Origin of the sequence: Shinella kummerowiae, assembly GCF_009827055.1 — a bacterium.
Classification (GTDB): Bacteria; Pseudomonadota; Alphaproteobacteria; order Rhizobiales; family Rhizobiaceae; genus Shinella; species Shinella kummerowiae.
Genome location: NZ_WUMK01000008.1, coordinates 234635 through 255366, shown reverse-complemented (window position 1 = coordinate 255366; position 20732 = coordinate 234635). Strand labels below are relative to the sequence as shown.

At 65.2% G+C, this 20732-nt stretch carries 19 protein-coding genes; 15 read left to right on the top strand and 4 right to left on the bottom strand.

Annotation, left to right across the window (positions count from 1 at the left end; all coding sequences use genetic code 11):
• Nucleotides 1-195: 195 nt before the first annotated feature.
• Complete coding sequence (locus GR138_RS21500) at nucleotides 196-1818, top strand: ABC-F family ATP-binding cassette domain-containing protein (RefSeq protein ID WP_160861317.1); 1623 nt, start codon at nucleotides 196-198, stop codon at nucleotides 1816-1818.
• 62 nt (nucleotides 1819-1880) lie between these two features.
• Nucleotides 1881-2345 carry a hypothetical protein gene (locus tag GR138_RS21495; RefSeq protein WP_160861316.1) on the top strand — a complete coding sequence of 155 codons (465 nt, stop codon included), beginning with the start codon at nucleotides 1881-1883 and terminating at the stop codon, nucleotides 2343-2345.
• 3 nt (nucleotides 2346-2348) lie between these two features.
• Here the strand turns inward: GR138_RS21495 and GR138_RS21490 are convergent, their stop codons facing one another.
• Nucleotides 2349-2753, bottom strand: coding sequence for a (R)-mandelonitrile lyase (locus GR138_RS21490; RefSeq protein WP_160861315.1), 405 nt, complete (start codon nucleotides 2751-2753; stop codon nucleotides 2349-2351).
• Nucleotides 2754-2864: 111 nt separating this feature from the next.
• On the opposite strand from GR138_RS21490, the gene GR138_RS21485 reads away from it, so the two are divergent.
• Complete coding sequence (locus GR138_RS21485; protein WP_160861314.1) at nucleotides 2865-4079, top strand: TIGR03862 family flavoprotein; 1215 nt, start codon at nucleotides 2865-2867, stop codon at nucleotides 4077-4079.
• A gap of 9 nt (nucleotides 4080-4088) precedes the next feature.
• On the opposite strand, the gene GR138_RS21480 is transcribed toward GR138_RS21485, so the two are convergent.
• Nucleotides 4089-4874: an IclR family transcriptional regulator gene (locus GR138_RS21480; RefSeq protein ID WP_160861313.1), complete on the bottom strand. Its 786-nt coding sequence runs from the start codon at nucleotides 4872-4874 to the stop codon at nucleotides 4089-4091.
• A gap of 224 nt (nucleotides 4875-5098) precedes the next feature.
• Here GR138_RS21480 and GR138_RS21475 point away from each other — a divergent pair, with 224 nt between their 5' ends.
• From GR138_RS21475 to GR138_RS21440, 8 genes are read left to right on the top strand one after another with little or no spacing between them, the layout of a single operon-like run.
• Nucleotides 5099-6169 carry an ABC transporter substrate-binding protein gene (locus GR138_RS21475; protein ID WP_160861312.1) on the top strand — a complete coding sequence of 357 codons (1071 nt, stop codon included), beginning with the start codon at nucleotides 5099-5101 and terminating at the stop codon, nucleotides 6167-6169.
• Between the two features lie 20 nt (nucleotides 6170-6189).
• Nucleotides 6190-7698 (top strand): sugar ABC transporter ATP-binding protein, encoded by a 1509-nt coding sequence (locus GR138_RS21470; RefSeq protein ID WP_160861311.1) that lies wholly within the window; start codon nucleotides 6190-6192, stop codon nucleotides 7696-7698.
• Nucleotides 7695-8660 (top strand): ABC transporter permease, encoded by a 966-nt coding sequence (locus GR138_RS21465; RefSeq protein WP_160861310.1) that lies wholly within the window; start codon nucleotides 7695-7697, stop codon nucleotides 8658-8660. The genes GR138_RS21470 and GR138_RS21465 overlap by 4 nt, the downstream gene beginning before the upstream one ends.
• Entirely contained in the window at nucleotides 8657-9598 is a 942-nt protein-coding gene (locus GR138_RS21460) for an ABC transporter permease (RefSeq protein ID WP_160861309.1), read from the top strand. The genes GR138_RS21465 and GR138_RS21460 overlap by 4 nt, the downstream gene beginning before the upstream one ends.
• Nucleotides 9595-10551 (top strand): amidohydrolase family protein, encoded by a 957-nt coding sequence (locus tag GR138_RS21455; RefSeq protein WP_160861308.1) that lies wholly within the window; start codon nucleotides 9595-9597, stop codon nucleotides 10549-10551. The genes GR138_RS21460 and GR138_RS21455 overlap by 4 nt, the downstream gene beginning before the upstream one ends.
• Nucleotides 10544-11857, top strand: a complete 1314-nt coding sequence (locus GR138_RS21450; RefSeq protein ID WP_160861307.1) for an alanine racemase — start codon at nucleotides 10544-10546, stop codon at nucleotides 11855-11857. Before GR138_RS21455 ends, GR138_RS21450 begins: the two co-directional genes overlap by 8 nt.
• A 36-nt stretch (nucleotides 11858-11893) precedes the next feature.
• Nucleotides 11894-12238: a RidA family protein gene (locus GR138_RS21445; protein ID WP_160861306.1), complete on the top strand. Its 345-nt coding sequence runs from the start codon at nucleotides 11894-11896 to the stop codon at nucleotides 12236-12238.
• Between the two features lie 10 nt (nucleotides 12239-12248).
• Complete coding sequence (locus tag GR138_RS21440) at nucleotides 12249-13262, top strand: M14 family metallopeptidase (RefSeq protein ID WP_160861305.1); 1014 nt, start codon at nucleotides 12249-12251, stop codon at nucleotides 13260-13262.
• Nucleotides 13263-13280: 18 nt separating this feature from the next.
• On the opposite strand, the gene GR138_RS21435 is transcribed toward GR138_RS21440, so the two are convergent.
• On the bottom strand, nucleotides 13281-14465 hold the full coding sequence (locus GR138_RS21435) for a hypothetical protein (RefSeq protein WP_160861304.1): 1185 nt from the start codon (nucleotides 14463-14465) through the stop codon (nucleotides 13281-13283).
• Nucleotides 14466-14835: 370 nt separating this feature from the next.
• Here GR138_RS21435 and purU point away from each other — a divergent pair, with 370 nt between their 5' ends.
• On the top strand, nucleotides 14836-15720 hold the full coding sequence (purU, locus tag GR138_RS21430) for a formyltetrahydrofolate deformylase (protein WP_160861303.1): 885 nt from the start codon (nucleotides 14836-14838) through the stop codon (nucleotides 15718-15720).
• A 74-nt stretch (nucleotides 15721-15794) separates the two neighbouring features.
• Here the strand turns inward: purU and GR138_RS21425 are convergent, their stop codons facing one another.
• Entirely contained in the window at nucleotides 15795-17189 is a 1395-nt protein-coding gene (locus GR138_RS21425; protein ID WP_160861302.1) for an MFS transporter, read from the bottom strand.
• Nucleotides 17190-17316: 127 nt separating this feature from the next.
• Here GR138_RS21425 and GR138_RS21420 point away from each other — a divergent pair, with 127 nt between their 5' ends.
• From GR138_RS21420 to GR138_RS21410, 3 genes are all read left to right on the top strand, one after another.
• Entirely contained in the window at nucleotides 17317-18237 is a 921-nt protein-coding gene (locus GR138_RS21420) for a LysR family transcriptional regulator (protein ID WP_160861301.1), read from the top strand.
• Between the two features lie 137 nt (nucleotides 18238-18374).
• Nucleotides 18375-19604 carry a dual-specificity RNA methyltransferase RlmN gene (gene rlmN, locus GR138_RS21415; protein WP_420853696.1) on the top strand — a complete coding sequence of 410 codons (1230 nt, stop codon included), beginning with the start codon at nucleotides 18375-18377 and terminating at the stop codon, nucleotides 19602-19604.
• A gap of 139 nt (nucleotides 19605-19743) precedes the next feature.
• The gene (locus GR138_RS21410; RefSeq protein WP_160861299.1) at nucleotides 19744-20697 is read left to right on the top strand and encodes an ABC transporter substrate-binding protein; all 954 of its coding nucleotides are present in this window, start codon (nucleotides 19744-19746) and stop codon (nucleotides 20695-20697) included.
• The last annotated feature ends 35 nt before the right edge of the window (nucleotides 20698-20732 follow it).

Genomic DNA, 20732 nt, shown 5'->3' with positions numbered 1-20732 from the left:
TTATTCCATCGACATGCATTTTTTGATGGATGAGGCTCATGCCTCTCGCCTTCCTCCGAGATGGGCCGCTGGCGCGAGATAGAACGCGAAGAGCGGCACTACAGCCTGAATTTGCCGGTTTTCCTGCATCCGCGGCATGGACTCGCTGCACTGCGGCATGGCATAGGGCGCGGAACACGACGAGGCCCGCTTTTCATGATCCGCATCGAGAACATCAGCAAGTCCAACAGCCATCGCATCCTCTTCATCGAGGCATCGGCCGCGTTGAACCGTGGCGAGAAGATCGGACTTGTGGGGCCAAACGGTGCCGGCAAGACGACGCTTTTCCGCATGATCACCGGGCAGGAGGCGCCAGACGAGGGGCAGGTTTCGGTCGAGAAGAATGTCTCGGTCGGTTATTTCAGCCAGGACGTCGGCGAGATGGCCGGGCGCAGCGCCGTCACCGAGGTGATGGACGGGGTGGGGCCGGTGAGCACGGTGGCCGCCGAACTGCGTGACCTCGAGGCGGCGATGGTCGATCCGGAGCGGCTCGACGAGATGGACGCAATCATCGAGCGGTATGGCGAGGTGCAGGCGCGTTACGAGGAACTCGACGGCTATGGGCTGGAGAGTCGGGCGCGCGAGGTGCTGGCGGGCCTGAGTTTCAGCCAGGAGATGATGGACGGCGACGTCGGCAAGCTTTCCGGCGGCTGGAAGATGCGCGTAGCGCTTGCCCGCATCCTTCTGATGCGGCCGGACGTCATGCTGCTCGACGAGCCGAGCAACCATCTCGACCTCGAAAGCCTGATCTGGCTGGAGCAGTTCCTGAAGGGCTATGACGGCGCGCTGCTGATGACCTCGCACGACCGTGAGTTCATGAACCGCATCGTGACAAAGATCATCGAGATCGACGCCGGCTCGCTGACCACCTATTCCGGCGACTACGGCTTCTACGAGGGACAGCGGGCGCAGAACGAGAAGCAGCAGCAGGCGCAGTTCGAGCGCCAGCAGGCGATGCTTGCCAAGGAAATCAAATTCATCGAGCGCTTCAAGGCGCGCGCCTCGCATGCCGCCCAGGTGCAGAGCCGGGTGAAGAAGCTCGACAAGATCGAGCGGGTCGAGCCGCCGCGCCGGCGCCAGACGGTGATGTTCGAATTCCAGCCGGCGCCGCGTTCCGGCGAGGACGTTGTCAATCTCAGGAACGTCAACAAGGCCTATGGCAGCCGGTCGATCTACCGCGATTTCAGCTTCCTGATCCGTCGCAAGGAGCGCTGGTGCGTGATGGGCATCAACGGTGCCGGCAAGTCGACATTGCTGAAGCTCATTGCGGGCGCGGCGACGCCGGACGAGGGCAGCGTGACGGTCGGGGCGAGCGTCAAGGTCGGCTACTTTGCACAGCATGCTATGGATCTGCTGGACGGCGACCTGACGGTGTTCGAATGGCTGGAGGCGGAGTTTCCGCGGGCAGGGCAGGGGCCGTTGCGCACGCTGGCGGGCTGCTTCGGTTTTTCCGGCGATGACGTCGAGAAGAAATGCCGGGTGCTTTCCGGCGGCGAGAAGGCGCGTCTCGTGATGGCGGCGATGCTGTTCGATCCGCCGAACTTTTTGATCCTCGACGAGCCGACGAACCATCTCGACCTCGACACCAAGGAAATGCTGATCAAGGCCCTGTCGGAATATGAAGGCACGATGCTGTTCGTTTCGCACGACCGGCGTTTCCTCGGTGCGCTGTCGAACCGCGTGCTGGAACTCAACGGCGACGATGTGCATCAATATCCGGGCGGTTATACCGAATATGTCGCGCAGACCGGCCATGAGGCGCCTGGCCTGCCCAACTGACCGGCTGTCTTCGGCCGGCCTTTCACGCTAAAACGCGGTGTGATCGCACGGCTGGAGCACACATGCGGCAAAAGAAACCGCTTTATCGAAGCGTCAACACGCGAACCCGCGGTGTCTTTCATAGGTCCGGCGGCGACTATCGCTGGTCGCGGCGCCGGGAAGACCGGGTGCATGACGGCGCCATGCGTGGCAAGCAGCGCCGCGGGCTTGATTATACGCCGCTCTTCAAATTCCTGCTGTCGCGCCTTGGTGAGGATTGGGATGCCGTGCATGCCGAGGCGGTGGCGCGGCTCGACAGGCCCGAGCCGATCTTCTGGATGGTTGCCCGGTCGGATACGGAGAAAAGCCCGTTCGTGCTGATCGGCGAAAACGCCTATTACAGTGGTCTTTTCGTTGACGCGGACAACCGGCTACGGCAGGTCGACCCGGACTTGCGTGTCGAGCATATGGAGCCTGGCTGCGCCTGCTGTACGCACACGTTCAACGGCGTGCCCTTCACACGCAAATACGATCCGTCGGCCGATTGATCGTCAGGCCTTTCCGCCGCGGTATTGTTCGTCCGTCACTTTTTCCAGCCAGGTCACCGGCGAGCCGTCCTGCGACTCGGCGATGGCGACATGGGTCATTGCGGTCCGGTCTGTGGCGCCGTGCCAGTGTTTTTCGCCGGGTGGAAACCAGACGACGTCGCCGGGGCGGATTTCCTCGATCGGTCCGCCCTCGTGCTGCGCCCAGCCGAGGCCGGTGGTGACGATGATGAGCTGGCCGAGCGGATGGGTGTGCCAGGCGGTGCGCGCTCCGGGCTCGAAGGTGACGATCGCGCCGCCGGCGCGGCCGGGCGCCTCGGCCTTGAACGGCGTGTCGAGGCGGACATTGCCGGTGAAATAATCCGCCGGGCCGGGCGTCGAAGGATTGGTGCCGTTGCGCTTGATGTCCATGACCGTCTCCGATTCGTTTGTGCGACCTTACACGCCCGACGGCGCGCGATCACTGGCGCAGCCATCGGAGACGACTTATGAGGATGGCCAGGATTTTCAAGGTGGAGCAGCATGAGCAAGCGGATCGCGATCGTCGGCGGCGGGCCGGCCGGGCTGATGGCGGCAGACGCGCTGTCCGCACGCGGCCATGCCGTGACCGTGCTGGAGGCCATGCCGACCATCGGGCGGAAATTCCTGCTGGCCGGCAAGTCGGGCCTCAACATCACTCATTCGGAGCCGTATGCGCGTTTCGTCAGCCGTTTCGGCGCGGCGAATGACCGGCTGCGCCCGGCGCTCGATGCCTTCACACCGGAGGATCTGCGGGCCTGGGCGCTGGCGCTCGGCAGCGAAACCTTCGTCGGCACGTCCGGCCGGGTGTTTCCCACGGTGATGAAGGCCTCGCCCTTGCTGCGTGCCTGGCGGGCGCGGCTGGAAAAACAGGGTGTCGAAATCCGCGTGCGTCACCGCTGGAAGGGTTTTGCGTCCGAAGGTCTGCTCGTCGAAACGCCGGAGGGTGAGGCCGTGCTGGCTTTCGCTGCCGTGCTGCTGGCGCTTGGCGGGGCGAGTTGGCCACGGCTCGGCTCGGATGCCGCATGGGTTGGCGAGCTTGCAGAAAAGGGTGTCGATATTGCGCCTCTCCGCCCGGCCAACTGTGGCTTCGACGTCGATTGGTCGGCTGTGTTCGTGGAAAGGTTTGCCGGTGCGCCGGTCAAGGGTGTCACCGCGACATCGGCGGCCGGAACGATCCCCGGCGAATTCGTCATCGCAAAAACCGGCGCCGAAGGCAGCCTGATCTATGCCCATGCCGCGGCGCTTCGCGATGCGCTGGAGGAAACGGGTGCGGCAAGGCTGGTGCTCGATCTGGCGCCGGGGCGCTCGGCCGAACGGCTTGCGGCGGATCTCGTCCGGCAGGGGAGCAAGGCGAGTTTTTCCACGCGCCTGCGCAAGGCGGTGGGGCTCGATGGTGTGAAGGCGGCGCTGCTGCGCGAATGCCGTGCCGATGCTGCGGGCCTCGCGCCGGCAGCACTGGCCGCCGCGATCAAGGCCTTGCCGCTCGGCCTCGTTCGGCCGCGGCCGATTGCCGAGGCAATTTCGTCGGCCGGCGGCATTCGTTTCGATGCCATCGACGAGGCCTATATGCTGAAATCTATGCCGGGTGTCTTCGTCGCCGGCGAAATGCTCGACTGGGAAGCGCCGACCGGGGGCTATCTCCTGACGGCCTGTTTCGCGACCGGCCGGGCGGCGGCAGCGGGTATGGATCGCTGGCTATGCAATCCGGCGCCCTGACGCCGGACTTCAGCTCCGCTTCGGCCGCGCCGGGGCATGGCTGAGGCCGCGGGCTGCGTCCTTCAGGCAGTCGAGATAACGTTCGCGGTTGGCAAGCCCGTCATCGCGCGGTGCGACGAGGCAGAGCGTTGCCGCCACATGGCCCTCTTCGTCGGTGACCGGCACGGCGAAGCAATGCGTAAAGCTGTCGACGATGCTGTTGAAGGTAAAAAGCCCGTCCCGCTCGGCCTGGCGCACCTCGGCGAGGAAGGCTTGCGGATCGAGCCACTCGCCGCTCGGCAGGCAGAAATCCTGCGGCGGAATGAAGGTCAGGATGTCCTCATTGCTCATATGTGCCACGAGCAGTCGGCCGGACGCCGTCCACGGGATCGGCACCGACTGACCGACATCCGTGGAGATGCGGAAGGGTCGCGCACCCTCGCGCATGCGCACGACCGTGTATTTGTTGCCGTCTAGCATGCAGAACTGCGCGGTCTCGCGCGTCTCGTCGGCCAGCCGTTCCAGCACCGCCTCGCATTCGCGGGTGAAGTCGAAATGGTTCTCGTAGGCAGCGCCGAGGAAGTAGAGCTTGCGGCCGAGATAGACGCGGCCCTCGCCACCGGTGAATTCCAGAATGCCGTTGCGCAGCAGGAGATTCACCAACTCATAGACGGATGAACGCGGCGCGCCGATCTGCGCGGCGATCTCGTTCGGTTTCAGCGCCTGGCGCTTCTGGCGCAGGAAATCGAGGATCTCGAAGGCGCGGTCGAGCCCGCGGGCCCGTTTTCCCCCGGCATCGTCGGAAAGTGCATCCATTCTTGTCGGTCCCTGCCCTTCGTCAGCCAAGCTTCTCACGCCCGCCGTGACATCTGTCAATCCGCAGGCTTCCGTCGCGCCGCATGAAATTTCCAGCCCCCTCTTGCAGGCGGTGAAAATCTGCATAAGATCGCGACGTCCAATATTTAGATCATATGTACGGTATATTGGACTTTAGCGGATGGCAAGCCCGTAACCGCTGGCCGAACAAAAAGGGGAACGCCATGAAAAATTCTGAAAATCACCTCTCCACGGGACTGCGCAGCCGTCTTCTGGCGGGTGCTGCCGCTTTCGCCGCCCTCCTCGTCCTGTCGACCGGCACGGCGTCGGCCGCCGCCAACTGCATCAAGGGCGACCGCAAGGCGCCCTATACGGTCGGTTGGGCGAACATCTATTCCGTGCCGACCTGGATGAAGCAGACGGAAGGCACGATTGCCGCCGAAGTTGAGGAGCTGAAGAAGGCCGGCCTGGTCAAGGATCTGATGATAACCGACGCGCAGGGCAATGCGCAGACGCAGATCCAGCACATCCAGTCGATGATCGACGCCAATGTCGACGCCATCGTCATCATCGCCGGCTCGTCCAATGCGCTCGACCGCGTGATTTCGGACGCCTGCGACAAGGGTATCGCCGTCGTCAACTTCGACAGCCTCGTCAACACCGACAAGGTGACGGCGAAGATCAACACCGATTCCGCCGAATGGGGTGCGGGCGCCGCCAAGTGGCTGTCCGAGCAGCTCGGCGGCAAGGGCAAGATCATCGTCATGAACGGCCCGGCCGGCATTTCCGTCAGCGACGACCGCCGCAAGGGTGCCCAGCCGGTGCTCGACGCCAATCCGGGTCTCGAAATCATCACCGAGACGAACACCGAATACAACGCTGCCCCCGCACAGGAAGCGATGACCAGCCTGCTCTTCGCCAATCCGGAAATCGACGGCGTGCTGTCGCTCGGCGGCGCAATCTCGGCCGGTTCCGTCATGGCCTTCGACCGCCAGGGTCGCGAGCAGGTGCCGATCACCGGCGAGAACGCCCGCCAGTTCCTCGAACTGTGGAAGGAAAAGGGCCTGAAGGGCTGGGCCACCATGCAGCCGAACTGGCTCGGCGCATTCTCGGTCTATACGGCCGTGCAGGCGCTGGAAGGCAAGGACGTGCCGGCCTTCATCAGGGTGCCGCTGCCGGTCATCGACGACAGCACGATCGATAGCTACCTCGCCCGTGCCGACAAGTTCCCGGCCGACGGTTACATCTACTCGGATTACGACAAGGCGCTGTTCGACAAGCTGCTCGCCCAGTAATCCGCGTGAAGGATGCCGTCATGACGGACAAAAAACCCCTGCTGGAGGCCCGGCAGGTGTTCAAGGGATTTTTCGGCAATCCCGTTCTGAAGGGCGTCGATATCGCCCTTCATCCCGGCAGGGTGCACGCCCTGCTGGGGGAGAACGGCGCTGGAAAGTCCACACTCATCAATCTTCTTTCCGGCGCTCTCCAGCCGGATAGCGGCGCGATTGCCGTCGACGGTCGGCCGGTCGGGCGTTTCAGCCCGGCCACCGCCCGCGCGGCCGGCATCGCCGTGGTGCAGCAGGAACTCAGCCTCACCGCCGACCTGTCGATTGCTGAAAACATCGGGCTCGGCGCCTTCCCGCGCCGCTTCGGCCTGATCGACTATGCAGCCCTGCACCGTGGTGTGCGAGAGGTCTGCGCCATGGTGGGGTTGACCGAGCCGCTCGACATGCCGGTTGCCGATCTCGCCCTTGGCCGTCGCCAGATGGTGGAGATCGCCAAGGCGCTGTTCCGCAAGCCGCGTGTGCTCATCCTCGATGAGCCGACCTCCTCGCTTTCCGCCCATGAGGCGGGCATTCTGGCCGGCGTCATCGAGATGCTGCGGGACCGCGGCACAGCACTTCTCTACATTTCCCACCGCCTCAACGAGGTGCAGGCGCTCTGCGCGCATGTCACCGTGCTGAAGGACGGCGGTGTCACGGCGGACCAGTCGCTATCGGGTATCGATGGTGAAGGGCTGGTGCGCCTGATGGTCGGCCGCGAGACGGGTGACCTCTTTCCGCCGCGCCCGGCCTGCACGCCCGGCGCGCCGCGCGTGGACGTTACGGGTTTTTCCGCAGGCCTCGTGCGCGACATCGCCTTCTCTGCCCGCGCCGGCGAAATCGTCGGCATCGGCGGGCTTGTCGGGCAGGGGCAGGAAGATCTGCTGCTGGGCCTTTATGGAGCGATCCCGGCCAAGGCCTCCAGCGCGGAGGTTTCCGGAAAATCCGGCTTGCCCGCGGATGTCGGCGCGGCGAATGCCGCCGGCCTCGTCTATGTGCCGGCCGACCGCAAACATGAGGGGCTGGTCCTGCCCCATTCCATCGCATCGAACCTCATCCTGCCTTCGCTCGGCCGGCTCGCGCGCAACGGGTTTCGCGACCGTCCGGCGGAGACCGGCCTCATCGCCGATCTGGCGCGCCGGCTCACCATCAAGGGCGACGTCGCCCGCCCGGTTCAGGCGCTGTCCGGCGGCAACCAGCAGAAGGTGGCGCTCGCCAAATGGCTGCCGCTCGATCCCTCCGTGTTGCTGCTCAACGACCCGACACGCGGCGTCGATATCGAGACCAAACGGGAGATCTACCTGATGCTGCGCGCCTTCGCCGCCGAAGGGCGGCTCATCATCCTCGCCAGCTCCGATACGCCGGAACTCGTGCATCTGTGCGACCGCGTCGTCGTGCTGCGCGAGGGCCATGTCGCCGCGACCCTTGTCGGTGACGCTATCAGCGAAGAGGCCATTGTCGGCGCGGCCATGGGCGTCGATCGAAAGGGAGCGGCCGCATGAGCGCTGTTTCGTCCTCCGGCTGGCTGTACGGTGCCATCCAAAGCCGTCGCAATCGCGGCCTTGGCGGTCTCTACCTCGTCGTCGCCGCCTTCCTCGTGCTTTATGTCGTGCTCTTCCCGGGCATCCTTTCGGTCGGCGGCTTTTCCAAGTTCACGCAGAACTGGTTCCCGCTGGCGCTCGTCACCATGGCCCAGGCGCTGTTGATGCTAAACGGCGGCATCACGCTGGCGATCGGCCCGCTCGTCAGTCTCGGCGCGGTGATCGCGGCAACCACCATGGGCGGCGTGTTCGGCGTGCCGGGCGGCATTCTCGCCGTCGCCTTGACCGGCCTTGGCATCGGCGCCGTCATCGGCGTCATCGTGGCGCAACTGCGCCTGCCGGCGATCATCGTCACGCTGGCCGGCTCCTTCATCATCACCGGCGTGGCGCTGCTTCTTCTGCCACGCCCGGGCGGTTTTATTCCCGGCTGGCTCTCCACCGGGCTTGCCGGCCACACACCCGTCGCCTTCCTGTTGCTCGTCCTCATCCTGCTTCTGTGGAAGGTGTTTCTGGCGACGCCGCTCGGCCTCGGCATCTATGCGGCGGGCGACAATCCGATCGGCGCCTTCCGCTCCGGCGTGCCGGTCGAGCGGGTGAAGATCGCCGCCTTCGCGCTGTCCGGCCTGCTGACCGCACTGGCGGGGCTCTTTGTCGCCGCGCAGACCGGTTCGGGTGATCCGGTCATCGGCGCGCCCTTCACGCTCAACTCGATTGCCGCGGCGGTGCTCGGCGGCGTCGGTTTCCTCGGCGGCAAGGGCACGATGCGCGGGGCGGTCTGCGGCAGCCTGCTGCTGTCGGTGATGATCAACGTGATGTTCTTCCTCGGCTTCCCGCCGGTCGCGCAATACATCGCGCAGGGCCTCATCATCGTCGGTGCCGTTGCGGTGCCGGAACTTCTCAAGCAGTGGAGAGCCAGGCGATGAAGGCCGTCAAATCCCTGTTCCGCAATCCGCCGCTGCTCACCCTCGTTCTTGTGGCGCTCGTCTGGCTGGTTGCCGGCCTCACGCTGAGCGGCTTCGGCGCCTATGGGCACCTGCGCTATCTGCTGGAGCTTGCCGCCGTCATCGGCATTGCCGCCGCCGGCCAGACGCTCGTGATCCTGATGGGCGGCATCGACCTTTCGGTCGGCGCGGTCATCACCGTCACGGCGATCCTCGTGCCGCTGATTTCGCCCGCCTGGGATCCGACCGGCCTTGTTGGTGTCGCCCTCGCGTTGACGATCGCCACCGGCATCGGCTTCCTCAATGGTGCGGGTGCTGCCTATCTGCGTGTGCCGCCGATCATCATGACGCTTGCCATGGCGACCTTCCTGCAAGGCCTGCTTGTCGTCGTCGCCGGCGGCAGCGCGGTCACCGTCAGCAATCCCGCCGTGCTTCTCTTGGGGCAGGCAAGACCGCTCGGGGTTCCGGCCGGCATCCTGCTCTGGCTCGTGGTTTCGGCGGCCGTGCTGCTCATCATCCACCGCATGCCGATCGGCGCACGGTTCCTGGCGCTCGGCGCAAACCCGCTCGCCGCCCGCCTGTCCGGGGTCAGCGTGGCGCGCAACACGCTGATCCTCTATGCGTTGTCCGGCTTCTTCGCGGGCCTTGCCGGCATTCTGGTGCTTGGCATGAACCGGCAGGGTTATGTCGGCATCGGCGATCCCTATCTGCTGACGTCGATCGCTGCCGTCGTGCTCGGCGGCACCTCCATCCTCGGTGGGCGCGGCACCTATGCTGGCACCATTCCCGGCGCCATCCTGCTTGTCACCACGACGGCGCTGATCACCGTCGTCAATGCCTCACCCGGCTGGCGCTCCATCATGTTCGGCACGTTGATCCTGTCGCTTCTGCTGGTATCCGGCCGCGAGGCGCGACGATGACGGGGCGGTACGACGGGCCGGCGATCGACCCGCATCATCATCTCTGGGACCTGTCGCTGAAACGCCATCCCTGGCTGGAAAAGGCGCACATCGCCGGCGAGGAGATGGTTTTCGGCAGCCTCGTACCGATCCTGCGCGACTATGGCATCGCGGACTACCGTGCCGATGCCGCAAACCAGAACGTGGTCGCCACCGTGCATGTCGAGGCAGGCTGGTCGGATGCCCATCCACTCGAGGAAAGCCGCTGGCTGGACGGCCTCGATCGCAGTTCCGGCGTGGCGAGGCGCTATGTTGTGCGTGTTCCCCTCGATAGTCCCGAGGCGTTTCGGTTGCTCGATGCGGAAGCGGACAATCCTAACGTGGTTGGCATCCGCGACATCGTCAGCTGGCATCCTGAGCCGGCAAAGAGTTTTGCCGCGCGCGCCTATCGGATGGTCGATCCCGTCTGGCGGGCCGGGTTGGGCCATGCCTCAAGGCTCGGCCTGGTCTTCGATCTCATGCTCTATCCCTGGCAGATGGTCGAGGCGCTCGACCTGGTGGGTGCCTTTCCCGATACGCTCTTCGTGCTCAACCACGGCGGCAGCCCGGCCGATCGTACGGAGGGCGGCATGGCGCTCTGGCGCAGCGGCCTTCGTGCGCTCGGCAGGCAGCCGAATGTCCGCCTGAAGATCTCCGACCTCGTCGCCTACGACAATGCCTGGACGCCCGGAAGCCTTGGCCCGGTGATCGAGCACTGCCTCGACTGTTTTGGGCCGGAGCGGTCGATGTTTGCCAGCGATTTTCCCGTCGCCGGCCTGCACGCTTCTTTCGACGAGGTCTACGACGTTTTCCGCGCCGTTGCTGCTCCGCTCTCTATCGATGAGCAGCGGGCCCTCTTCTTCACCACCGCCAACGATACCTACCGCCTCGGGATGAACGATCCTGCCTCGGGCGAAGGAGAAAACCATGTCTGACCTTCACGCCAATGGCGCCGACAATCCGCTGATCGACGACCGCATTCGCGGTTTTCCGCCGGGACATGCGCCCCTGCCGCTCGCGGCACTCGGCGAGCAGGGCTGGAAACCCTATGACGGTGCGATGGCGTTGCCGCTGATCTCGCTCGACCAGCAGGCTTTCGCCGGCAATATCGATCTGATGATGGCCTATGTGAAGGATCATGGCGTCGACATCGCCCCGCATGCCAAGACGCCGATGTCGACGGCGATTGCCGCTGCGCTGCTGGCGGCCGGCGCCTGGGGCACGACGGTTGCGGATATCCGCCAGGCCGCGGTGATGCTGAAGGCCGGCCAGCGCCGGCTGATGCTTGCCAACGAGATCGGCGGCCTTGCCGCCGCACGCCGGCTGGCCACCTTGCTTGCCTGCTATCCCGATGCGGAGGTGCATGTCTTCGTCGATTCCGTCCCGCTCGCCGCCGCACTGGCCGCCGCCTGGCGCGGGCGCGACGATCTGCCGTCGCTCGGCCTGATGGTGGAACTGGGGGCCGGACGCGCCGGAGCGCGCGATCCTGAGGCGGCGGGCGCGATTGTCGACGCCATCCTTGCGGCCGAGACGCCGAACTTCCGTCTGACCGGCATCGCCGCCTATGAGGGCGCTGCTGCGACGGCGGATGCCGATGAAACCCTGCTTCGGATCGACGGGCTGGTCACCATGACGGCGGCCTTCCTGCCAACTGTCCGAGCCCGAATCGGCGGCGAGCGACCACTTATTCTGACGGCAGGCGGCTCGGTGTTTTTCGACAGGGTCGTGGCCGGGCTTTCGGCAGCGGTCTCGGCCGATCCGGATTGCCGCCTGGTGCTGCGCAGCGGGGCGATCTTCTTCCACGATCACGGCGTTTATGAACGCGGCCTTGCCGGTCTCGACGCGCGCGGCGGTTTCCGCTTCGGAGAAACGACGCACGCGGCATCAGAGGGCTTCAAGCCGGCGCTGCGGGTCTGGGCCGAGGTGCTGTCGCGGCCCGAGCCGGGGCTTGCAATCTGCGGCATGGGCCTCCGCGACGTGGCGATCGACCAGGGCCTGCCGCGGCCGCTTGCGCTTTATCGGGACGGCGCGCGCCGCGCCGATTTCATCGGTGCCGCCGTGCTGCGCCTCAACGACCAGCACGCCTTCGTGACCCTGCCCGCCGGCAGCGATGTGGCCATCGGCGACGTGGTCGAGTTCGGCATTTCGCATCCCTGCACCTGCCTCGACCGGCACGCCATCCTCTACGGCCTCGACCCGGACCACAGGGTCGTGACCGCCTATCTCACCAGCTTCGGCTGACCCCCTCCTCCCAAGGCAAAAAAAGGAAAACACGCTATGATCCAGCGCTATCAGAAGGGCTCGCGCATGAGCCAGGCCGTCAGCTTCGGCGGGCTCGTCTATATTGCCGGCCAGGTTGCGGAAGACCGCAAGGCCGCCATCGAGGACCAGACGCGCGACGTGCTCGGCAAGATCGACGCCCTGCTGACGGAGGCCGGCACCGACCGTTCGAAGCTGCTTGCCGTCAATGTCTTCCTGCCGGCGATCGTCGATTTCGATGCCATGAACGGCGTCTACGATGCCTGGATCGACCCGGCGAACCCGCCGGCCCGCGCCTGTGTCGAGGCGCGCCTTGCCGATCCCGACCTGCGCGTCGAAATGACCGCCGTCGCGGCGCTTTGAGAGGCGCATCATGCACAGCGGCCTCGTCAACCCGATCGATTTTGCGCAGGAAGGCCGGCAGTCCGGCCATCTTGCTATTCCCTATTCGATCGACCGTTCGCCCTATTATCAGATCCGCGTACCGATCTTGCGCCTCAGGAACGGTGAGGGGCCGAGCCTGCTGCTGATCGCCGGCAATCATGGCGATGAATATGAAGGTGAGCTCCAGCTCGGGCGGCTGATGCGTCTGCTCGACATCGGCAAGATCCGCGGCGCCGTCACCATCCTGCCGATGGCGAACCTGCCGGCAGTGATGGCGGCGAAGCGCTGCTCGCCCTTCGACGGCGGCAATCTCAACCGCGCCTTTCCCGGCGATCCGGCCGGCACGCCGACGGCGCGGATGGCACATTTCCTCGAACACGTGCTTTTCCCGGCGCACGACGTGGTGCTCGATCTGCATTCGGGTGGCACCTCCATGGCGCATCTGCCCTGCACACTGATCGAGCGGCAGGCGGATGCCGCGCGTTTTGCCCGCGCCGTCTCGCTGATGCGGGCCATGGGTGCCGCGCATGCCTTCATCGCCGACAACGGGCCGGCAGCACCGACTTCGATGGGGGCAGCGGGCCGGGCCGGGGCGATCGGCCTTTCGGGCGAGTTCGGTGGCGGGGGCACGGTGACACCGGAGACCATGGCGTTCACGGCCGGGGCGATCGACCGCCTGCTCGTGGCGCTCGGCATCGTCCAGGCTCCCGTGCTGTCGCGCGCATCCCTGCCGGCGCCGCCGGCGTTACAGCTTCTCTCGCTGTCACGGCACAGTCAGGGCATCTATGCCAATCGCCGCGGCTGGTTCGAGCCGGCTGTCGCACTCGGAACACGGGTCGCGGTCGGCGACCGTGCCGGCTGGTATCACGATCTCGAACGGCTGGAGCAGCCGGAGGAGGAGCTGCGTTTTGCCGAAGGCGGCATCGTCATCTCCCATCGTCTGCATTGCGACAGCCAGGCCGGCGACTGCCTGATCCAGGTCGCCGAGCCGATCGACGGGTGAGGACAGCTGTCGTCGCGATCAGGTGATCGCGTCGACCGCCGCGCGGACCCAGTCGAGGCGTTTTGCCGGAATGAGGCCGTAGTTGTAGAAGTTCACGCCGTCGGCACCGGCCTCGACGGCGGCCTTGGCGCGGGCGGCCAGGATCGCCGGCCCGTCGACTTCGGGATAGAAGACGCGCAGGCCCAGGCCCAAGAACTTTTCCGAGCCAAGCAGGGCGCGGCCGGTGCGCATGACATCGGCGACGGCCTCGGGCGTCATGTCGTAGCAGCAGAGGATCGCGCCGTCGCAGAGCTTTGCCACGGCTGCAAGGTCGACCCCGCCGAGCCAGCCGTCCTTGAGGTCGATCAGCACGATGCGCGTCGCCGGGTCGGCGGCCGCCTTGATCTCGCCGATCAGGCTGGTTACCGGTTCGAAGCGCCAGACCAGGAAGGCGTGAAGATCGGGATGTGCGCGGAAGGCATCGATGCCGGCCGCGGGAAAATCGGGAAACTGTTTTTCGGGCACGGCCCGCTCGCACAGTTCGGCAATGAAACGGGCGACCGTCTTTCGGGCGCCTTCCACCGGCACGCCGGCTTTCTCAGCGCGTGCGGTGCAATGGTCGCAGAAGCATAGCGAGAGCAGGAAATCGTCCTCGGCGGTGAGGCCGACGCCGTCCTTCTCATGGTGGTATTCATGCGCGAAGCCCATGAAATTGGGGCTTTCGAGTTCCAGCATATCCGGCCGGTAGTTCGTCGTGATGTCACGCACGAGGGTCACGACATAGTCGCGCGCCGCCGGGCTCGACGGGCAGAGATTGTAGTAGTTGGCGTTGCCGAAGGCGTTGCGGGTCACGTGGTCGGGGTGCAGCAGGCCGAGGCGGCTGTTGTGCAGGCAGACGGTCCAGCAGGAAACCTTCAGGCCGGTCGTTTCACGCGCCGTCGTCAGCGCGTCCACCATGTCGCCGCGATCGAGAACGTTCTGCGCCACCAGTGGGCGGATCACCTTGTCCTGCCAGAGCGTGTCGTCCGGGCGGAAATAGACGGTGCCGTCTTCCGGGAAATAGGCCTTCTGGCTCGGGCTGCGCGGCTGGAGGAAGCGGCCTGCATGGTAGGAGGTCGCCACACTCACCGTGTTGAGGCCGGCCCGGCCGGCAAGATCGGCGGCAAGCGTCTCGAGCCCCTGGTCCTGGATGTCCCAGGGGTAGGTCCACATGGAAAGGTGCATGGCGTGCTCCAGTTGGTTATGTCCAATTCTTAGAACATGTGTCCACAATAGTGTCCAGATGGATTTTGGCGGCACGGCAGGCGGGCTTGCATCCGTGAAAGATTCGATGCGGCGGCCTTTCACGCGGGCTCATGCGGAACGGCGGCGCGAGGCGAACGACGCCTTGGAACGGCACCGTTGGCATTTTCGACGCACTGGATGTCGCGAACCGGAGGGATTCCTTGCAAGAGGCGGCGTAGCTTCTCGCCATTGCAGGGGCTTGCGCTGGCGCAAGCGGACTGAAATATGCGCCGTGCCGCACGTGCGGCCCGCATGACAAGGGGATCGCCGGTGCTTGCCCCAGCATCGGCCGAACGCGAGAAACGAACCGATGAAAAGCCACGTCCTGACAGTATCGTGCCAATCGACCCGCGGCATCGTCGCCGCGATCACCGGCTACCTCGCCGAGAAGGGGTGTTACATCTCCGACAGTTCGCAGTTCGACGACCTGGAAACGGGCCTGTTCTTCATGCGCCTGACCTTCCTCAGCCAAGAAGGTGTTTCGGAGGAGGACATCAAGCAGGGCTTCACTCCGGTCGCCAAGCCCTTCGGCATGACCTATCGCTTCAACGACAGCGACGAGCGCATGAAGGTGCTGCTGATGGTGTCGCGCTTCGGCCATTGCCTGAACGACCTGCTCTATCGCTGGACGATCGGCGCGCTGCCGATCGACATCGTCGGCGTCGTGTCGAACCACTTCGATTACCAGAAGGTCATCGTCAACCACGACATCCCCTTCCACCACATCAAGGTGACGAAGGAGAACAAGCCGCAGGCCGAAGCCCGCCTGATGGAGGTGGTGGAGCAGTCCGGTGCCGAACTGATCGTGCTCGCCCGTTACATGCAGGTTCTGTCGGATGCGGTGTGCAAGAAGATGTCGGGCCGGATCATCAACATCCACCACTCGTTCCTGCCGTCGTTCAAGGGGGCAAATCCGTATAAGCAGGCGTTCGAGCGCGGCGTGAAGCTGATTGGTGCTACGGCGCATTATGTGACGGAGGATCTCGACGAGGGTCCGATCATCGAGCAGGATGTGGCGCGCATCACGCATGCGCAGTCGGCGGAGGACTATGTGTCGATCGGCCGGGATGTGGAGAGCCAGGTGCTTGCCCGTGCGGTGCATGCGCATATCCACCACCGCACCTTCATGAACGGCAACAAGACCATCGTCTTCCCGCCGAGCCCCGGTTCCTACGCTTCCGAGCGCATGGGCTGATCGAACGAAGGCTGTCGAGGCCGGTTTGCTGTGTTCTGGAGAGACCTCCGCCGTTCGGCGGAGGTCTTGTCGTTTCAGGCCTTGCGCTTGACGCCGCGCACAAGAGTGAGCGCGGCCAGCAGCAAGACGGCGGCCACGGCGAAGGTGACATGCATGCCGGTTGCGACGGCCGGCGCGCTGGCGCCCATCATGTCCTTCGTGCCGACGGCGAGCGTAAAGATCGCGCCCATCAGCGAGGCGCCGGTGATCAGGCCGAGATTGCGCGACAGGTTGAGCAGGCCTGATGTGATGCCGCGCTCCTCTGCGGGAACGCCCGTCATGACGGCTGCATTGTTGGCGGCCTGGAAGAGCTGGTAGCCGGGCGTGAGTACGACGATCGCCGTGATATAGCCGGAAAGGCCGAACAGGGCGGACAGCACGGGCAGGCTAGCAGTGCCCGCCACCATCGTGGCGAGCCCGGCGGCGACCATGGGTGTTGCGCCGAACCGATCGACGAACCGTCCGGCAACAACACCGGTCAGCACGGACACCACGGGGCCGATCGCCAGCACGAAGCCGACATGGGCCGGACCGAGGCCGAGCGTGCGCGACAGGTAGAACGGTCCGACGACCAGCGTCACCATGATCACCGTCGCAACGAGGATATTCGCCGCAAGGCTTGCGGGAAAACCGGGACGGCGGAAGGCGGCAGGCCGGATCAGCGGAAAGGCGATCCGGCGTTGCCGAAGCACGAAGAGTCCGGCACCCACGGCCGAGGCGGCGACGAGCGCGACATTCAGCGGACCGACCCGGCCCTCGCCCACCGTCATCGCCAGTGCATAGGCCGCCAGCGTTGCTGCCAGCAGGCCGGCGCCGACGAGGTCGAAACGGCCGGTCGTGGCGGCTTTGCGGTCGTCGGGCAGGAAATGGTGGACGAGGGCGAAGGCGGACAGGCCGAAAGGTACGGCGACGAGAAAGATCGCGTGCCAGCCGAAGCCCGAAATCAGCAGACCGCCGAGCGACGGGCCGAGCGCTGTGCCAACGGCGGACATGGTGCCGAGCAGGCCCATGACGCTGCCGATCCTTTCCTTCGGCACGGTTTCGCTGACGAAGGCCATGGCAAGCGCCATCATCGCAGCCGCACCCGCCCCCTGAACGGCGCGGGCGGCAATGAGGAGGGGCAGCGACGGCGACAGGCCCGCCAGCAAAGAGGCGGCAGAAAACACCGCAAGGCCCGCCAGCAACAGGCGGCGTCGGCCGAATAGGTCACCGAGGCGGCCGATGCTGGCGATCAGCACGGTGCTGGTCAGGAGATAGGCGAGCACGACCCACTGCACATGCTGGAAGGGTGCTGCAAAGACATCCGCTAGTGTCGGCAGGGCAACATTGGCGATGCTGGTGCCGAGGGAGGACAAGAGGATGGCGAGCGAGAGGCCGGCAAGGGCTCCGGCCCGGTGACGGTTCGCCGTTATGGTCTCTGTATCGTGCATGGTTTTGCTCCTTGGGGTCCTCAGAGCAGGTAGTCCTCCGCGTGATAAGGCGGAAGACGCATCATTTGCATTTTATTCGTGCGTTTGACGCCATGTCATCTTTTCGCGGGCATGCTAGGATCGGACCATGTCACGACCCGATCTCAATCTTCTCGTCACGCTCGATGTGCTGCTCGCCGAGGGCAATGTGGCGCGGGCGGCGCAAAGGCTGCGGCTCAGCCCCTCGGCGATGAGCCGTGCGCTCGCGCGGTTGCGGGAGGTGACCGGCGATCCGCTGCTCGTGCGCGCCGGACGGGGGCTGGTGCCGACGCCGCGGGCGCTGGAGTTGCGTGACGAGGTCGGCCAGGTCGTTGCGGCAGCCGAAGCGCTGTTGCGCCCGGCAAAGCATCTTGATCTCGCAACCCTCGCGCGGACGTTTACGCTCCGCAACCGTGAGGGTTTCGTCGATACGTTCGGGCCCGCCTTGCTGGCGCGCCTCACGCGGGAGGCGCCCCATGTGAAAATCCGCTTCGTTCCAAAGCCGGACAAGGAAAGCACGCCGCTGCGCGACGGAACGGTCGATCTCGAAACCGGCGTGATCGGCGATACGACGGGACCGGAAGTGCGCGCGCAGGCGCTGTTTCGCGATCGTTTCATCGGCGTCGTGCGCAAGGGGCACCCGCTGCTCGCCGGCCCGATCACGCCGGAGCGCTACGTTGAGGGCAGCCATATCCTCGTGTCCCGCGGCAGGCGGGAGCGCGGCCCGGCCGACGAGGCACTGGCTCTGATGGGGCTGACGCGCACCGTCGCCGTGACCGTCGCGAGCTTTGCGGAGGCCGTGACGCTTGCGCGGCATTCCGACCTGATTGCCCAGGTGTCGGACCGTTCGACCCTGTCGCTGCGCGACGACATGGCGAGTTTTCCGCTGCCGATCGATCTGCCGGAGTTCACCATTTCCATGCTCTGGCATCCGCGGATGGATGCCGATCCGGCGCATCGCTGGCTGCGCCAGTGCTTCCGCGAGGTCTGCGCCGGCAAGGCAGGTGACTTTCTGCCAGAACAATGCTAAAGGGCCGGCAACTGGGCCCTGAGCCGCATCGAGCGGCGCCGGTGGGCCCGCAACGAACTTCTGTCGAGCATGGACCGCTTGCGGCGCAACAGCCTGCGCCAGCCTGGCCTGTTCTTGAGGATGACCCGATGGCAAGCATGGATTTTCTCAACACGGCCGATCCCGTCAAGGCACCGGTCGTCCGCACCCTTCCCGCCGCGGAAAAGCCGTCGCTGATCGGCCTTTCGCGTGAGGACATGGGCCGGGCGCTCGCCGAAAAGGGCATTCCCGAGCGGCAGGTGAAGATGCGCGTCAGCCAGCTCTGGCACTGGCTCTATGTGCGCGGTGTTTCCGATTTCGACGACATGGCGAATATCTCCAAGGACATGCGCGAAATGCTGAAGACGCATTTCACCATCGCCCGTCCGGAGATCGTCGAGGAGCAGGTTTCCGCCGATGGCACGCGCAAGTGGCTGCTGCGTTTCCCGCCGCGCGGCGCGGGCCGGCCGGTCGAGATCGAGACCGTCTATATCCCGGAAGAAGGTCGCGGTACGCTGTGCATTTCCAGCCAGGTCGGCTGCACGCTCACCTGCTCCTTCTGTCACACCGGCACGCAGAAGCTGGTGCGCAACCTGACGGCCGAGGAAATCCTCGCCCAGTTGCTGCTTGCCCGCGATCGCCTTGGCGATTTCCCCGACCGCGACACGCCGGTCGGCATGATTGCGCCGGCCGAAGGCCGCAAGGTCTCCAACATCGTCATGATGGGCATGGGCGAGCCGCTCTACAATTTCGAGAACGTGAAGACGGCGCTGCTGATCGCCACCGACGGCGACGGCCTGTCGCTCTCCAGGCGCCGCGTGACGCTGTCGACCTCCGGCATCGTGCCGGAAATCTACCGCACCGGCTCCGAGATCGGCGTCATGCTGGCGATCTCGCTGCATGCGGTGCGCGACGACCTGCGCGACATGCTGGTGCCGATCAACAAGAAGTATCCGCTGAAGGACCTGCTCGAGGCCTGCCGGGCCTATCCGAGCCTGTCGAATGCACGCCGCATCACCTTCGAATATGTGATGCTGAAGGACGTCAACGACTCGCTGGAGGACGCCAAGCTGCTCACCCAGCTGCTGAAGGGCATTCCGGCGAAGATCAACCTCATCCCGTTCAATCCCTGGCCGGGCACCAACTACCAGTGTTCGGACTGGGAGCAGATCGAGCGTTTCGCCGATTTCATCAACCAGGCCGGCTATGCCTCGCCGATCCGCACCCCGCGCGGCCGCGACATTCTCGCCGCCTGCGGCCAGCTGAAGTCGGAATCCGAGCGCATGCGCAAGGTCGACCGCATGGCCTTCGAGGCGATGATGATCGTCGGCCATGGCGAGGACGACTGAGGGCTCTCGGGCACTCCCTTATCCGGCTGTTTTGCCGCGCTCCTATCAGAAATTGTGATCGGACAAGCGGATTCCGAGAATTGATTTGAACGGCCGTTTTGCCTAGAAACGGGTCAAAATCATTCTAGGGAGACCCTCCATGCGTCAACTTCTGCTCGCTTTCGCGGCAACGCTCGCGATTTCGCTGCCGGCCCAGGCCGAAGACGTCACCGTGGCCGTAACGGCCATCGTCGAACATCCGGCGCTGGATGCCGCCCGTGACGGCGTCAAGGAAGCGCTGGAAGCGGCGGGCTACAAGGAAGGCGAGAACCTGAAGTTCCTCTACGAGTCGGCACAGGGCAATCCCGCGACGGCCGCCCAGATCGCCCGCCAGTTTGCCGGCGAGGATCCGACCGTGATCGTGCCGATCTCCACGCCGTCGGCGCAGGCCGTCGTTTCCGCGACGAAGGATATCCCGATTGTCTTCACGGCCGTGTCCGATCCGCTCGGCGCACAGCTCGTCACCGACATGGACAAGCCCGGCGGCAACGTCACCGGCCTGTCCGACCTGTCGCCGGTTGCCGAACATCTGGCGCTGATCAAGGAAATCCTGCCGAACGCCAAGACGATCGGCTTCCTCTACAATTCGGGTGAGGCGAACTCCGTGTCGCTGCTCGCCGTGCTGAAGGCCGAAGCCGAGAAGGCCGGCCTGACGGTGGTCGAATCCGCTGCCACGAAGTCCGCGGAAGTGCAGGGTGCCGCCCGTGCGCTTGTCGGCCGCGCCGATGCCATCTACATCCCGACGGACAACACGATCATTTCGGCGCTGGAAGGCGCGGTCGCCGTTGCCGAAGAGGCCAAGCTGCCGCTCTTCACCGCCGACACGGATTCCGTTTCGCGCGGTGCCATCGCCGCGCTCGGCTTCAACTACAAGGACGTCGGCAAGCAGACGGGCGAGATCGTTGTGCGCATCCTTAAGGGTGAAAAGCCGGGCGACATCGCCGTGAAGGTTGCCGCGGGCACCGACCTCGTGGTCAACAAGTCCGCCGCCACCAAGATGGGCGTCACCCTTCCGGAAGCCGTCGTCGGCCGCGCGACCCGCATCATCGAATAAGCCGCCGGTTCGCCGGACATTTCCAATCGCAGCCA